General features: G+C 67.1%; 13 protein-coding genes. 6 read left to right on the top strand and 7 right to left on the bottom strand.

Features of this window, described 5'->3' with window-relative positions; all coding sequences use genetic code 11:
• Position 1: 1 nt before the first annotated feature.
• Both AC1DJ5_RS03575 and AC1DJ5_RS03580 read left to right on the top strand, forming a co-directional pair.
• Positions 2 to 1,159 carry a pyridoxal phosphate-dependent aminotransferase gene (locus AC1DJ5_RS03575; protein ID WP_477019716.1) on the top strand — a complete coding sequence of 386 codons (1,158 nt, stop codon included), beginning with the start codon at positions 2 to 4 and terminating at the stop codon, positions 1,157 to 1,159.
• 193 nt (positions 1,160 to 1,352) lie between these two features.
• Positions 1,353 to 2,249, top strand: coding sequence for a L,D-transpeptidase family protein (locus AC1DJ5_RS03580; RefSeq protein ID WP_477019717.1), 897 nt, complete (start codon positions 1,353 to 1,355; stop codon positions 2,247 to 2,249).
• A 308-nt stretch (positions 2,250 to 2,557) separates the two neighbouring features.
• Here AC1DJ5_RS03580 and gmk read toward each other — a convergent pair whose 3' ends face one another.
• The 7 genes from gmk to fabD all read right to left on the bottom strand — a co-directional run bounded on the left by gmk (position 2,558) and on the right by fabD (position 8,898).
• Complete coding sequence (gene gmk / locus AC1DJ5_RS03585) at positions 2,558 to 3,199, bottom strand: guanylate kinase (protein ID WP_477019718.1); 642 nt, start codon at positions 3,197 to 3,199, stop codon at positions 2,558 to 2,560.
• Positions 3,189 to 4,073 carry a YicC/YloC family endoribonuclease gene (locus AC1DJ5_RS03590; RefSeq protein ID WP_477019719.1) on the bottom strand — a complete coding sequence of 295 codons (885 nt, stop codon included), beginning with the start codon at positions 4,071 to 4,073 and terminating at the stop codon, positions 3,189 to 3,191. The genes gmk and AC1DJ5_RS03590 overlap by 11 nt, the downstream gene beginning before the upstream one ends.
• Complete coding sequence (gene mltG / locus AC1DJ5_RS03595; RefSeq protein WP_477019720.1) at positions 4,070 to 5,266, bottom strand: endolytic transglycosylase MltG; 1,197 nt, start codon at positions 5,264 to 5,266, stop codon at positions 4,070 to 4,072. The genes AC1DJ5_RS03590 and mltG overlap by 4 nt, the downstream gene beginning before the upstream one ends.
• 1 nt (position 5,267) lies before the next feature.
• Complete coding sequence (gene fabF / locus AC1DJ5_RS03600) at positions 5,268 to 6,548, bottom strand: beta-ketoacyl-ACP synthase II (protein ID WP_441453040.1); 1,281 nt, start codon at positions 6,546 to 6,548, stop codon at positions 5,268 to 5,270.
• Between the two features lie 118 nt (positions 6,549 to 6,666).
• Positions 6,667 to 6,906, bottom strand: a complete 240-nt coding sequence (locus AC1DJ5_RS03605) for an acyl carrier protein (protein ID WP_105564338.1) — start codon at positions 6,904 to 6,906, stop codon at positions 6,667 to 6,669.
• A 184-nt stretch (positions 6,907 to 7,090) separates the two neighbouring features.
• The gene (gene fabG / locus AC1DJ5_RS03610) at positions 7,091 to 7,831 is read right to left on the bottom strand and encodes a 3-oxoacyl-[acyl-carrier-protein] reductase (protein WP_441453038.1); all 741 of its coding nucleotides are present in this window, start codon (positions 7,829 to 7,831) and stop codon (positions 7,091 to 7,093) included.
• A 122-nt stretch (positions 7,832 to 7,953) separates the two neighbouring features.
• Positions 7,954 to 8,898 (bottom strand): ACP S-malonyltransferase, encoded by a 945-nt coding sequence (gene fabD / locus AC1DJ5_RS03615; RefSeq protein WP_441453036.1) that lies wholly within the window; start codon positions 8,896 to 8,898, stop codon positions 7,954 to 7,956.
• A 715-nt stretch (positions 8,899 to 9,613) separates the two neighbouring features.
• On the opposite strand from fabD, the gene rpsF reads away from it, so the two are divergent.
• From rpsF to AC1DJ5_RS03635, 4 genes are all read left to right on the top strand, one after another.
• Positions 9,614 to 9,994: a 30S ribosomal protein S6 gene (rpsF, locus tag AC1DJ5_RS03620; RefSeq protein WP_178827467.1), complete on the top strand. Its 381-nt coding sequence runs from the start codon at positions 9,614 to 9,616 to the stop codon at positions 9,992 to 9,994.
• Between the two features lie 11 nt (positions 9,995 to 10,005).
• A complete protein-coding gene (gene rpsR, locus AC1DJ5_RS03625; protein ID WP_114816677.1) occupies positions 10,006 to 10,284 on the top strand; it encodes a 30S ribosomal protein S18 in 279 nt (92 codons plus the stop codon).
• A 1-nt stretch (position 10,285) separates the two neighbouring features.
• Complete coding sequence (gene rplI, locus AC1DJ5_RS03630; protein ID WP_114816678.1) at positions 10,286 to 10,870, top strand: 50S ribosomal protein L9; 585 nt, start codon at positions 10,286 to 10,288, stop codon at positions 10,868 to 10,870.
• A gap of 364 nt (positions 10,871 to 11,234) precedes the next feature.
• A complete protein-coding gene (locus AC1DJ5_RS03635; protein WP_477019721.1) occupies positions 11,235 to 13,637 on the top strand; it encodes a TonB-dependent receptor plug domain-containing protein in 2,403 nt (800 codons plus the stop codon).
• The last annotated feature ends 228 nt before the right edge of the window (positions 13,638 to 13,865 follow it).

Genomic DNA, 13,865 nt, shown 5'->3' on the forward strand with positions numbered 1-13,865 from the left:
CATGACCGTTGAAATCGATCCCTTCCGCGCCATCAGCGTCAGCCGCCTGGCCCATGAACTGAAGACCGAAGGCCGCTCCATCATCCACATGGAGTTCGGCCAGCCCTCGACCGGCGCGCCCGACGCCGCCATCGCCGAGGCGCACCGGATTCTGGACAGCGAGCCCGGCGGCTATTGGGAAAGCCCGGCCCTGCGCGCCCGCATCGCCAAACTCTACGACGACCGCTACGGCGTGAGCGTCGATCCCGAGCGGATCGTCATGACCGCCGGCGCCTCGCCCGCCCTGGTGCTGGCCCTGATGATGCGGTTCCAGCCGGGCGACCGGGTGGCCATGGCCCGCCCCGGCTACGTCGCCTATCGCAACACGCTGAAGGCCCTGCACATGGAGCCGGTCGAGATCGACTGCGGCCCCGAGGTGCGCTTCCAGCTGACGGCCCAGGCCCTGCGCGCCCTCGATCCGGCCCCGGCGGGCGTCATCATCGCCAGCCCCGCCAACCCGACCGGCACCATCATCCCCGAGGCCGAGCTGAAGGCCATCGCCGAGGTCTGCCGCGAGCGGGGCATCGCCGTCATCTCAGACGAGATCTACCACGGCCTGTCCTACACCGGCCCGACGCCGTCGATGCTGCAGTTCGAACCCAACGCCCTGATCGTCAACAGCTTCTCCAAATACTGGAGCATGGCCGGCTGGCGTCTGGGCTGGCTGCTGCTGCCCGAGGCCGAGGTGGCCCAGGCCCGCGCCCGCGTCGGCAACATGTTCCTGACGCCCGCTACGCTCAGCCAGCACGCCGGTCTGATCGCCATGGACTGCGAGGACGACCTTGAGGCCAATATCGACGTCTATCGCCAGAACCGCGCCCTGATGCTCGACGCCCTGCCGGCCATGGGCCTGCGCTCCATCGCCCCGCCGGACGGCGCCTTCTACATCTATGCCGACATCGGCCACCTGACCGACGACAGCATCGGCTTCTGCGAGGCTCTGTTGCGCGAAACCGGCGTGGCGACAGCGCCGGGCGTCGACTTCGACCCGGTCAACGGCCACCGCTTCATCCGCTTCAGCTTCGCCGTCTCGACGCCCCAGGTCGAAGACGCGCTGAGCCGCATCAAGCCCTTCTTCGCGGCGCGAACGGCGGCTGCCGAGGAACGCCTCAGCGCCTAGAGGCGTTCGACAAGCCCCCGAAACCTTCGGAGCTTTCATGCCGAAATCGCGTCTCGCCGCTTCCGCCGCCCTGCCCTTCGCCCTGATCGTCCTGACCGCCTGCGGTTCTCCCTCTGAGACGCCAAAGCCCGAACAGCCGCCTGCCTCACCGGCCCCTCTCCCCGCGTTGACGCGAGATGCGATTGAGACGGCCGTGTTCGAGACCGCCTCGCCGTCCATTGCGAACGGTCAGACACCGCCCACCGCGCCCGATCCGGCCATCGCCCGCGCCCAAATCCTGCTGGACCGCGCCAACTTCTCGCCCGGCGTCATTGACGGCCTGGGCGGGGACAATACGCGTCAGGCCGTCGCTGCCTTCGAGAAGGCTGCGGGCCTGCCGGAGGACGGCGTTCTGGACGCCGAGGTCTTTCGGCGGCTGACGGCGGGCGACAACGGCAAGGTTCTGGCCGACTATGCGATCACCGCCACCGACCTGACCGGGCCGTTCACCGGGCAGGTCCCGTCCAGCCTGCCCGACATGGCCAAGCTGAAGACCCTCGGCTACGCCACGCCGCTCGAGGCGCTGGCCGAAAAGTTCCACATGACCGAGGGCCTGCTGCGCGCCCTCAACCCCGGCGTCGATTTCGGCAAGGCGGGCCAGACCATCATCGTGGCGTCGGTCGCCCAGACGGACCTGGCCGGAGACGTGGCCCGCATCGTCGTGGACAAGACCGAACGCTCGGTCCGCGCCTATGACGCCGACGACAAGCTGCTGGCGTTCTATCCGGCCACCATCGGCAGTTCGGCGCGCCCGGCGCCCTCGGGCGACCTGACCGTGGTCGGCGTCGCGCCAGAGCCCAACTACACCTACGATCCGGACCGGGTCAGCTATGATCGGGGCGACCGCAAGATAATCGTGCCGCCGGGGCCGAACAATCCGGTCGGCTCAGTGTGGATCGACCTGTCGCGCGACACCTACGGCATCCACGGCACGCCGGACCCGTCAAAGGTCGGCAAGACCTTCTCCAGCGGTTGCGTGCGCCTGACCAACTGGGACGCGGAGCAGTTGGCGTCCAAGGTCAAGCCGGGCGTGAAGGTGGCGTTTCGATAGGAGCCCGCTCTCTTTCGCTGTCATCCCGGTAGCGACGTAACTGCTATCCGGGACCGCTCTAAACGCGACGCCTCGGGCGGTCCCGGCTCTCCGCCTCGCCACGCGAGGCTCCGGCCGGGATAATGAACTCCTCTTTCGTCATCCTCCGGCGAGCCCAGCGAGACCGGGGGACCCAGCGGCGCCGCAGGCGACCTTCACGGCAAGCACAGCGTGTGGATTTTTCGCCCTACGGGCGCCGCTGGGTTCCCCGGTTCCGCGCAGGCGCGGCCCGGAGAATGACGAAAGTTGGGTACAGCGCGTTGGCCGGGTCAGACCACTTCCTTCAGCAGCGCGCTTTTGTAGCCCTCGACCCACAGGTTGCGGTGACGGCGACTGCGTTCGGCGTGGTAGATATGGGCCAGTTCGGCGTAGCTGCTGTCGAAATCCTCGTTGACCAGGACGTAGTCGAACTCGTCGCAGTGTTCGATCTCGCCCTTGGCGTTGGCGACGCGGCGTTCGATCACGTCGTCGGCGTCCTGCGAGCGCGTCACCAGGCGGCGGCGCAGTTCTTCAAGGCTGGGCGGCAGAACGAAGACGCGGACGGCGTCGCCGGGGCATTTCTCGGCCACGTCGCGGGCGCCTTGCCAGTCGATATCGAACAGGACGTCGCGGCCCTCGGCCAGGGCGCGGTTCACCGGCGCGGCGGGCGAGCCGTAGCGGTTGCCGTGCACGTCGGCCCATTCCAGGAAGGCGTCGCCGTCGATCAGGCGCTGGAACTCTTCGTGAGGGACGAAATTATAGTCGCGGCCGTCGACCTCGCCCGGGCGGATGCCGCGCGTGGTCATGGACACGGACAGTTCCAGCCCCTTGTGGTCCGCCATCAGCCGGCGGCACAGCGACGTCTTCCCGGCCCCCGACGGACTGGCCACGATCAGCAGGACGCCACGGCGGGGGGTGCGGTTATTCGACATTCTGAACTTGTTCTCGAAGCTGCTCGATCACGGCCTTCAGTTCGAGGCCGATTCCAGTGAGCGCGGTCGTAGCGGATTTCGAGCAGAGCGTGTTCGCTTCCCGCATAAATTCCTGCATCAGGAAGTCGAGTTTTCGACCGGCGGGGGGTTGCTGCAACAGTGTCCGGGCCGAATCGACGTGGGCGGTCAGCCGATCCAGCTCCTCGCGCACGTCCGCCTTGGTGGCTAAAGCAGCGGCTTCGAGGAAGATTCTCTCGTCCAGACCCGGCGCATCGGCGGCCAGTTCGCTGATCCGGCGGGTGAAGCGCTCGCGGATCGTCTCGGTCTGGGCCGAGGCTTCCTGTTCCGCCCGCGCCACCAGGGCCTCGATAGTCCCAACGAAATCGTGGATGACCGGCGTCAGCTGCGCGCCCTCGCGCTGACGCGACAGCTTCAGGGCGTCCAGCGCCTGTTCGATCGTGGCGGCGATGGCGGCCTCGACGGCGGCGTGCGCTTCGGGGTCCTCGACCTCCTCAGCGACTTCGATGACGCCCCGCAGGGACAGCAGACCGTCGGCCGAGGGCGGCGCCGCCCCCTCCTCCGCCAACTGGTTCGCCAGTTTCAGATAGGTCGCCAGCACGGCCTCATTGACGCGCGGCGCGGGCTCCGAGCCCTCGGCCCGCTTGGCCTGAACGCCCAGCGTGACCTGACCCCGGTTCAGGCGGGCTTGCGCCGCCGCCTTGGTCAGCCGCTCCAGATTGTCAAAGCCGCCGGGACCGCGATAGCGCACCTCCAGCGAGCGCCCGTTGACCGCGCGCGCCTCGACCGTCCAGGTCCAGCCGTCCAGCGCGCCGTCGGCCCGGCCAAAGCCGGTCATGCCAGAGATTGGGCTCATCGCGGCGTTCCCGGATTCATGGTGATGACGGCGGCGCCCGCGGGCGTCTCGACCACTGCGCCCTCGCCCATCGGCGTCGTCGGCACGGCGCCCGCGACCGCAGGGGCCTGACCCGGCGGCAGCCCGGCCTTGCGCCGCTCAATCTCGCGCCAGCGCGCCACGTTCAGCAGATGCTCGGGATAGGTGCTGGCGAAGACATGGCCGCCCGTGCCGTCGGCGACGAAGAAGACATATTCAGAACGCGGCGGATTCAGCACCGCCTTCAGCGCCTCCTCGCCGGGGTTGGCGATGGGCGTCGGCGGCAGGCCGTCGATCAGATAGGTGTTCCACGACGTCTTGGCGCGCAGTTCCGACAGGCGGATTCCGCGTCCCAGCGGACGGCCTTTGGTCACGCCGTAAACGATGGTCGGATCGCTCTCCAGCCGCATCCCCAACCGCAGCCGGTTGGTGAAGACCCCCGCCACCTGAGGCCGCTCCGACGCCAGCCCGGTCTCCTTCTCGACGATGGAGGCCAGGACCAGGGCTTCCTCCGGCGTCGTGACGATTGTGTTGGGCGAGCGCGCGGCCCACAGGGCCGCCAGCTTGGTCGTCGCGGCGCGCTGCATCCGGGCGACGACGGCGGCGCGGGTTTCGCCGCGCGAGACCTCATAGGTGTCGGGCCACAGAGTGCCCTCGGCAGGGACCTCGACCTCGCCGGTCAGGACCGGCTGCTTCATCAGGATGTCGACTGCCTGGGCCGAGGACCAGCCCTCGGGCAGGGTCACGTAGTGGCGCACGACCTTGCCGTCGACCAGCAGGCCGACGACAGCGGCCAGGGACGCGCCCGACGGCACCTGATATTCGCCCGCGCGGATCTTGCGGTCCGCGCCGGTCAGGCTGACGGCGGCGCGGAACAGGTCGGTCGAGCGGATCACCCCCGCCGATTTCAGGTTGGCGGCGATGGCCGGGACGCCCGCCCCCGACGGCAGGGTGACGATGGTCGCCTCGCCCTGTTGCGCCGACGGCCCTGGGCCCCAATAGACGGCCCAGAAGGCGATCAGAGCCGCAACCACGAACAGGCCCAATGTCCCCGCCGCCGTGATCAGGCCGACGCCGAGACTGGATTTGGGCGCTCCGCCGCCTCGACGCTTGGGCACGCGTTTCTTGGGAATGCGAACCTTGGGCTTGGCACGACGCGACGGAGCCTTGGCCAAATCAGTCGACCTTCTTGAAGATCAAGGCCGCATTGGTGCCGCCGAAACCGAAGCTGTTGGACATCGCAACATCGATCTTCATCGGCTTGCCCTTGTGCGGCACCAGATCAATGGCCGTTTCATGCTCGGGGTCGTCCAGGTTGATGGTCGGCGGGGCGATCTGGTCGCGGATGGCCAGAACCGAGAAGATGCTCTCGATGGCCCCGGCCGCGCCCAGCAAATGGCCCGTCATCGACTTGGTCGAGGACACCGCCATGTCCTTGGCGTGGTCGCCGACCAGACGCTCGATGGCCTTCAGTTCGATCCAGTCGGCCATGGTCGAGGTGCCGTGAGCGTTGATATAGTCGAGGTCCGACGGCTCCATCCCCGCCCGCTTCAGCGCCGCCTTCATGGCCCGCAGGCCGCCCTCGCCGTCTTCCGACGGAGCGGTGATGTGATAGGCGTCGCCGCTCATGCCGTAGCCGACGACTTCAGCGTAGATCTTGGCGCCGCGCGCCTTGGCGTGTTCGTACTCTTCCAGCACCATGACGCCGGCGCCCTCGCCCATGATGAAGCCGGCGTGGCCGCGGTCATAGGGGCGGGAGGCCTTCTCGGGCGTATCGTTATAGGCGGTGCACAGGGCCTTGCAGGCCAGGAAGCCGGCGATGCCGATCGGCACGACCGAGCTTTCGGCGCCGCCCGCCACCATGACGTCGGCGTCGCCCAGGGCGATCATGCGCGACGCGTCGCCGATGGCGTGGGCGCCGGTGGCGCAGGCGGTGACGACCGAATGGTTCGGCCCCTTCAGGCCGTGACGGATCGAGATCTGGCCCGAGGCCAGGTTGATCAGGGACGAGGGGATGAAGAAGGGGCTGACCCGGCGCGGACCCTGTTCCTTCAGGATGATCGCGGTGTCGGCGATGGGGCCCAGGCCGCCGATGCCGGAGCCGACCGTGACGCCGGTCGCTTCCTTGTCTTCCTCGGTCTCGGGATGCCAGTTCGCGTCGGCCAGGGCCTCGTCGGCGGCGGCAATGGCGTACAGGATGAAGTCGTCGACGCGCTTGCGGTCCTTGTGCGACATCACCTGATCGGGATCAAACACGCCCGGCTGGTCCGGCGCGCCGCGACCGCGACCGTCCACGGACGGCACTTCGCCGGCGATGGTGCAGCCATAGCCCTCAGTGTCGAAGCAGGTGATCGGACCGATGCCCGAACGGCCCTCGACGATGCCCTTCCAGACATGCTCGACGCCCGAACCGAGCGGAGTGACGAGGCCGAGGCCCGTGATGACGACGCGGCGCATGGTTCGCGCTCCTTCTTGGTCAGAATCGTAGCCCAAAATAGTAATGGCCGCCGGACGGTCCCGCTAGGGGCCCGTCACGGCGGCCATCATCTTGGAAGTGCGACGAATCGCAGCCGGATTAACCGGCCAGCTTCTCGTCGATGAACTTCACAGCGTCGCCGACGGTCTGGATGTGCTCAGCGGCGTCATCCGGAATCTCGACGTCGAATTCTTCTTCGAAGGCCATGACCAGTTCGACGTTGTCGAGCGAGTCAGCGCCCAGGTCGTCGATGAAGGAGGCCTTTTCCGTGACCTTGTCCGGATCGGCGTCCAGATGGTCGATAACGATCTTGCGGACGCGTTCGAGGGTGTCGGACATGAGTGTCTCTCTGCCTGTTTGTGGTCGCCGTGAAGGCGGGGTCTCATTTGTTCGCCGTGTCACGGCAGCCCCGAGGACGCAAGCCCCCGAAAAGACTCACCGCCGCGAAGCGTTCCCGCCCTTTAGCACAGCCATCGGGGCGGGAAATAGATTGTTGCGCGTCGTGAACGTGACGCGCAACGCCTTAAATCATCGCCATGCCGCCGTTCACGTGCAAGGTCTGCCCCGTGACATAGGCGGCTTCGTTCGACGACAGATAGACGGCGGCGGCTGCGATTTCCTCGCCCGTGCCCAGACGGCCCGAGGGAATCTTGCCCAGAATGGCCTCGCGCTGCTGGTCGTTCAGCACGTCGGTCATCGGCGAGGCGATGAAGCCCGGCGCGATGCAATTCACCGTGATCCCGCGCGAACCCACTTCCTGGGCCAGCGACTTGGAGAAACCGATCATGCCGGCCTTGGACGCCGAATAATTGGTCTGGCCCGGGTTGCCGGTCACGCCGACCACCGAGGTGATGCCGATGATGCGGCCCGAACGGCGCTTCATCATCCCCTTCACCGCCGCGCGGGTCAGGCGGAAATAGCTCTCCAGATTGATCTGGATGACGGACTGGAAATCCTCGTCCTTCATCCGCATCAGCAGGCCGTCCTTGGTGATGCCGGCGTTGGCGACCAGGATGTCCAGCGGACCGCCGGCGGCTTCCTCAGCCCGCGCCACCAGCCCATCGACCGATTCCGCGTCCGACAGGTTGGCGGCGGCGAAGAAGGCGCGCTCCCCCAGTTCCTTGGCCAGATCAGCCAGCACCGCTTCCCGCGTCCCCGACAGCACCACCGTCGCGCCCTGAGCGTGCAGCGAGCGCGCAATGGCCCCGCCGATGCCGCCGGTCGCGCCGGTGACCAGGGCGATCCTTCCCGAAAGGTTGAACATCAGATTCTCCTCTTCCTTCTCCCCTTGCGGGAGAAGGTGGCCCGCAGGGCCGGATGAGGGGTCGCACCGACCCCTCCATTAATCTCGTTGCTTGCGTACCTTCCCCCTCAACGGGAGAAGGATCAAAGGCTTTTCGCGAACGCTTCCAGGTCTTCCGGCGTATTCAGCGCCAGGCTCTCGGCGTCGGGCGCGATGCGCTTGGCCATGCCCGTCAGGACCTTGCCCGAGCCGATCTCGGCGAAGCGGGTCACGCCGCCTTCAGTCGCCATCCACTCCATGCTCTCGCGCCAGCGCACGCGGCCCGTGACCTGCTCGACCAGCAGGCGGCGCAGGACTTCCGGGTCCGTTTCCGGGCGAGCGGTGACGTTGGCAACCACGGCGACCCGAGGCGCGATGATCTTCGCGTCCGCCAAAGCATCAGCCATCTCATCGGCGGCAGGCTGCATCAGCGGACAGTGGAAGGGCGCCGAGACGTTCAGCGGGATCGCCCGCGCGCCCAGTTCCTTGGCCTTCTCGATGGCGCGGTCCACGGCGGCCTTGTCGCCCGAGATGACGACGTTGCCGTTGTTATTGTCGTTGGCGACGACGCAGACGCCGACTTCCGAACCGGCTTTCGCGGCGGCTTCGGCCAGGGCCAGATCAGTCTTGGGACCGATCAGCGAGGCCATCGCGCCCTTGCCCACCGGCACGGCGCGCTGCATGGCCTGACCGCGCAGCTTCAGCAGACGCGCGGTGTCCGACAGGCTGATCGCCCCGACCGCCGCCAGAGCCGAATATTCGCCCAGCGAGTGACCGGCGACGAAACCCGCCTTGGTCACGTCCACGCCGAACTCGACCTTCAGCACCCGCACCGCCGCGGCCGAGACGGCCATCAGGGCCGGCTGAGCGTTCTCGGTCAGGGTCAGCTGGTCTTCCGGGCCTTCGCGCATCAGGTCGAACAGCTTCTGGTTCAGCGCGTCGTCGACCTCGGCGAAGACCTCGCGGGCGCTGGCGAAGGCGTCCGCCAGGGCTGCGCCCATGCCGACGCTCTGGCTGCCCTGTCCGGGGAAGAGAAGCGCGAGGGTCATAGGGGAACGATCCGTGGTCCGTTGATTCAAGGGGGCGAGGCGTAGGCGAAACCCGCCCCTACGGCAAGAAGTCGCCCTCTCGAACCGGAACCTTCCGCACAACCGAACGCGCCGATCCCAATGAATTACGGGGATTGGACGGTTCTAGCATCCGTCAACGCGGGCCCGCCTGAACCTGAGCAACAATAGCGTCATGACACGTCGCACCGCTGCTCATTCAAAACCCTCCCCCGTTCTCGGGAAAGGAGACCGCCAAAGGCGGTGGAGGGCGGCGGCCACAGGCACAACCTCTCTCGCCAAGCCCGTCCTTGAACTCATACCGTGTGCGCGCGATCTCGCCCCCTTCACCATGCTTCGCACGGCGCCCCTCCCCCGCTGCGCAAGGGAGGATCGCCACCCTGTCTCGGCGCGCCATGGGAAAAGCGGAGGACAACGGACGCTCCCACCGATGGCGCCTATTGCACCAATTGCACTGTTTTTTTTGTCGCGCAGTGCAATGCGGTCCTCCATCGAGGGTCGCGACATGTCGCCTGATCGACCGTCATCCTTGCCCTTGCGGCCCTTTTCCCCTATACGCGCCGCCTTTCCAGGGCTTCGGTCCTGTTGCGGAACGCCAAAGGGTTCGGGAAGTCATCCCGGCCGCCGCTTCAGGAGCCATCGTGGATAGGACTTACCCGGTCCGTTTCACGCCGATGCCCACAAGGGAGACTACCGCATGGCTCTTTACGAGCACACGGTCATGACGCGCCAAGATATCTCGGCGCAACAGGCCGAAGCGCTGAACGACACCATCAAGGCTCTGATCGAAGAAGGCGGCGGCAGCGTCGCCAAGATCGAGTACTGGGGTCTGCGCAACCTGACCTACCGGGTCAAAAAGAACCGCAAGGCTCACTATTCCCTGCTCGCTCTGGACGCCCCGGCTGCCGCCGTGGCCGAAGTCGAACGTCAGCTGTCGCTGAACGAAGACGTCCTGCGCTGGCTGACCGTCCGCGTCGAGGAACTCGACCTGGAACTGTCGCCCCTGCTGGCCCGTCGTGAACGTGAGCGCGATCGTGATCGCCCCGCGCGCACCGACGAAGCTGCGGCTTCGGAATAAGGAACCGGATCATGACCGACACCACTGCCCCCTCGCCGGGCGCTCCGGCTGGCTCCGGCGCCGCCGGCCGTCGCCCGTTCTACCGCCGCCGCAAGGTCTGCCCGTTCTCGGGCGCCAACGCGCCGAAAATCGACTACAAGGACGTGAAGCTGCTGCAGCGTTACGTTTCCGAACGCGGCAAGATCGTGCCCTCGCGCATCACCGCCGTTTCCGCCAAGAAGCAACGCGAACTGGCCAAGGCCATCAAGCGCGCTCGCTACCTGGCCCTCCTGCCGTACGTGGTGAAGTAAGATGAAGGTCGTTCTGCTGGAACGCGTCGAGAACCTCGGCGCCATCGGCGACGTCGTCACCGTCAAGGACGGCTTCGCTCGTAACTACCTGCTGCCGCGCGACAAGGCTCGTCGCGCGACCTCGGCCAACCTCAAGGCGTTCGAACTCGACCGCGCGGCTATCGAAGCCCGCAACGAGAAGAACAAGGCCGACGCTCAGAAGGTCGCCGACAAGATCGACGGCCAGACCTACGTGATGATCCGTCAGGCCGGTGAAACCGGTCACCTGTACGGTTCGGTCGCCGGTCGCGACGTGGCTGAAATCATTCAGTCCGAAGGCGGCAAGGTCGAGCGTTCGCAAGTCGTGCTGAACGTCGCGATCAAGGCCCTGGGCGTCCACGAAGTGCCGGTTCGCCTGCACCCCGAGGTTCGCGCCACGGTCAAGATCAACATCGCGCGCTCGGCCGAAGAAGCCGAACGTCAAGCCAAGGGCGAGGATGTCATCCGCGCCCAGTTCGACGACGAGCGTAACGCCGCAGAGCAGTCCGCCAAGGAACTGATCGAAGGCGGCGCTGGTCAACAAGAAGGCTTCGGCGACGAAGCCTGATCTGTCGACTGACGGTATCGATCAAGGGGCGCGTCCAGCCGGGCGCGCCCCTTTTTCTTGGCTGCTCGGTTTAGATTTTCTACGCATTTACCTACGGATTCTCGATACCCCGCGCCGCTTTCGCACCGCAATATCGCCATGGCTCATCCTCCCCGGTGGGCAGGAGACGATGATGCGAATGCGCTACTACGCCGACACACACCGCCCGGTTGTTCGACCGACGTGATGTCCAGTCCGCCGCTGATCGCCTTCCGGCCGGTCCGCCGCCGGCCCTGACCACAAAGACAATCGACGCAGTCTCACGCCGCCGGTCAACGGCGGCGCCCGATCCTGTGCGTCCAATCAGAAAAGCTGACTTCTCGAGATGCCCCGTCCCTTCGCCTACCGTTCCAGTCTGTTTCTCGCCGCATCCGGCGCCGCCCTGCTGATCGCGGGCGCGGCCTCAGCCCAAGAAAACCCCGCCGACGCCTCCACCGTCGACGACGTGGTCGTTACCGGCAGCCGCGTACCCAGCCGCTCGCGCCTCGACACCCTGGCCCCCGTCGATGTCGTGACCGCCGAGACCCTGTCGAACCGTGGCACCACCGAGTTCGCCGCCGCCCTGGCCCAGACGGTCCCGTCGCTGAGCTTCGCCCGCCCGTCAGCCAACGACGGTTCGGACTCGGTCCGCCCCGCCACCCTGCGCGGCCTGTCGCCGGACCAGACCCTCGTCTTGCTGAACGGCACGCGTCGGCACGCCTCGGCCCTGGTCAACGTCAACGGCACGGTTGGACGCGGCTCGGCCGCCGTCGACCTGAATGCCATCCCGACCGTCGCCCTGAACCGGGTCGAGGTGCTGCGCGACGGCGCCTCGGCGCAATACGGCTCGGACGCTATTGCCGGCGTCATCAACCTCCGCCTCAAGGAGGCCCGCGAGGGCGGCGGCGCCAGCGTCACCTACGGCCAGTACGCCACGACGGTGAAGACCGCGCGCGGCAAGCGTGACGAGACTGACGGCCGCACCGTCACCGCTTCGGCCTGGCAGGGACTGGGCCTGGGGTCCGACGGCTTCCTGACCCTGTCCGCCGAGTATTTGAACCGAGAGCCGACCAACCGTTCGGACCTGGACCCGCGCGTCGCCCCGAACGCCGTCACGGCCCGCCTGGGCGATCCCAAGGTCGAGCAGTGGACCGTCTTCGCCAACGCCGGCAAGCCGCTGGCGGCGGGCTGGGAGGCCTATGGCTGGGCCGGCTATCAGGATCGCGATAGCCAAGGCGCCGCCTTCCCTCGCCTGGCCGACAACGCCAACAACGTCGTCAGCGTCTATCCCAGCGGCTTCCTGCCCGAGATCGCCATCAACTCGCGCGACCTGTCGCTGGCCGGCGGCGTCAAGGGCGAGATCGCCGGATGGAACTCTGACTTCAGCCTGGTCTATGGCCGCAACGCCCTGGACTTCCGCACCGAGGACTCGCTGAACGCCACCTATGGCGCGGCCTCGCCGACCAGCTTCGATTCCGGCAGCCTGATCTATGACCAACTGGTCTTCGGCGCCGACTTCACCCGTCAGTTCGAGGTCGGCCTCAGCGGCCCGCTGAACTTCGCCTGGGGTCTGGAAGCCCGCCGCGAAGGCTACAAGATCGAGGCCGGACAGCCGGAATCCTGGAACCGCGGCCCCTTGGGCGGCAACACCGCCCTGGCTGGCGGCGCGCAGGGCTTCGTCGGCTTCCAGCCGTCGAACGAGGTGGACGAGGACCGCAACGCCGTCGCCCTCTACGCCGACGTCGAAATCCCGCTGACCGACAGGTTCACGGTCTCGGGCGCCCTGCGAGTCGAGGACTATTCCGACTTCGGCGACGCCCAGACCGGCAAGCTGGCCGCGCGCTACGACTTCACGCCGAACTTCGCCCTGCGCGGCTCGGTCTCGACCGGCTTTCGCGCCCCTTCGCTGCAACAGAGCTTCTTCACCTCGACCTCGTCCGTCATCCAGAACGGCGCCGTGGTCGAAACCGGCACCTTCCCGGCCACCAGCGACGTCGCCACGGCGCTGGGCGCCAGGGCGCTGAAGCCCGAGACCTCGACCAACTATTCGCTGGGCGCGGTGGTCCGGCTGGGGAACTTCGACCTGACGGTGGACGCCTACAAGATCACCATCGAGGATCAGATCGTCCTGTCCGAACTCATCAACCACAGCTTCTCGCCCCAGGTCGCGGGCCTGCTGGACCCGCGGAGCGTGCAGGCGGCGCGCTTCTTCCTGAACGGGGTGACGACCGAGACCGAGGGCGTGGACATCGTGGGCCGCTATCGCCTGCGGACCGAAAGCGTGGGTGATTTCGACTTCACCGTCGCCGCCAACGTCAACGACGTCAGCGTGACCAAGCTGCCGACCTCCTCGTCGGTGCTGAACCCGGTCCCGACCCTGTTCGCGCGCAGCCGCATCCTGACCATCGAGGAAGGCACGCCGGACACGAAGGTTTCGGCTTCGGCCGACTGGAGCCTGGGCCGCTGGGGCGCGACGGCGCGGGCGACCTATTACGCCGACGTGCTGCAACCCGGCTCGACCCTGGCCAACGACTATTCGACCGGGGCCAAGACGACGGTCGATCTGGAAGGCCGCTTCCAGATCACGGATCGCGTCGGGCTGGCGATCGGGGTCGATAACGTCTTCGACGAATATCCTGACTTCGTCCCGGCCAGTCTGAACAGCAACGGCGTTCTGGGCTTCCCCTACTATTCGCCCTTCGGCTTCAACGGGCGTTACGGCTACGCTCGCCTGAGCGTGAAGTGGTGACGGCAGGAGACGACGCACACGAGGAGGGCCTGCCGTCCTCCTCGGGCCGGACCCTGCTGCTGGGGGGCTGCGGCGGCGTCCCACCCGGCCGAGGCGTCGGGGGGCGACGTGGAGGGGGTCTATCCCAACCCCTGCCGACGGCGTTCCTGGAAACCTGACCGCGTTCGACGGCCATTGTTCCGCCATCAAGGCTGGGCCAAGCTTGGCCTTTCCAATTCGGAGGGGTCC

The organism is Brevundimonas sp. 01N35, assembly GCF_056399785.1.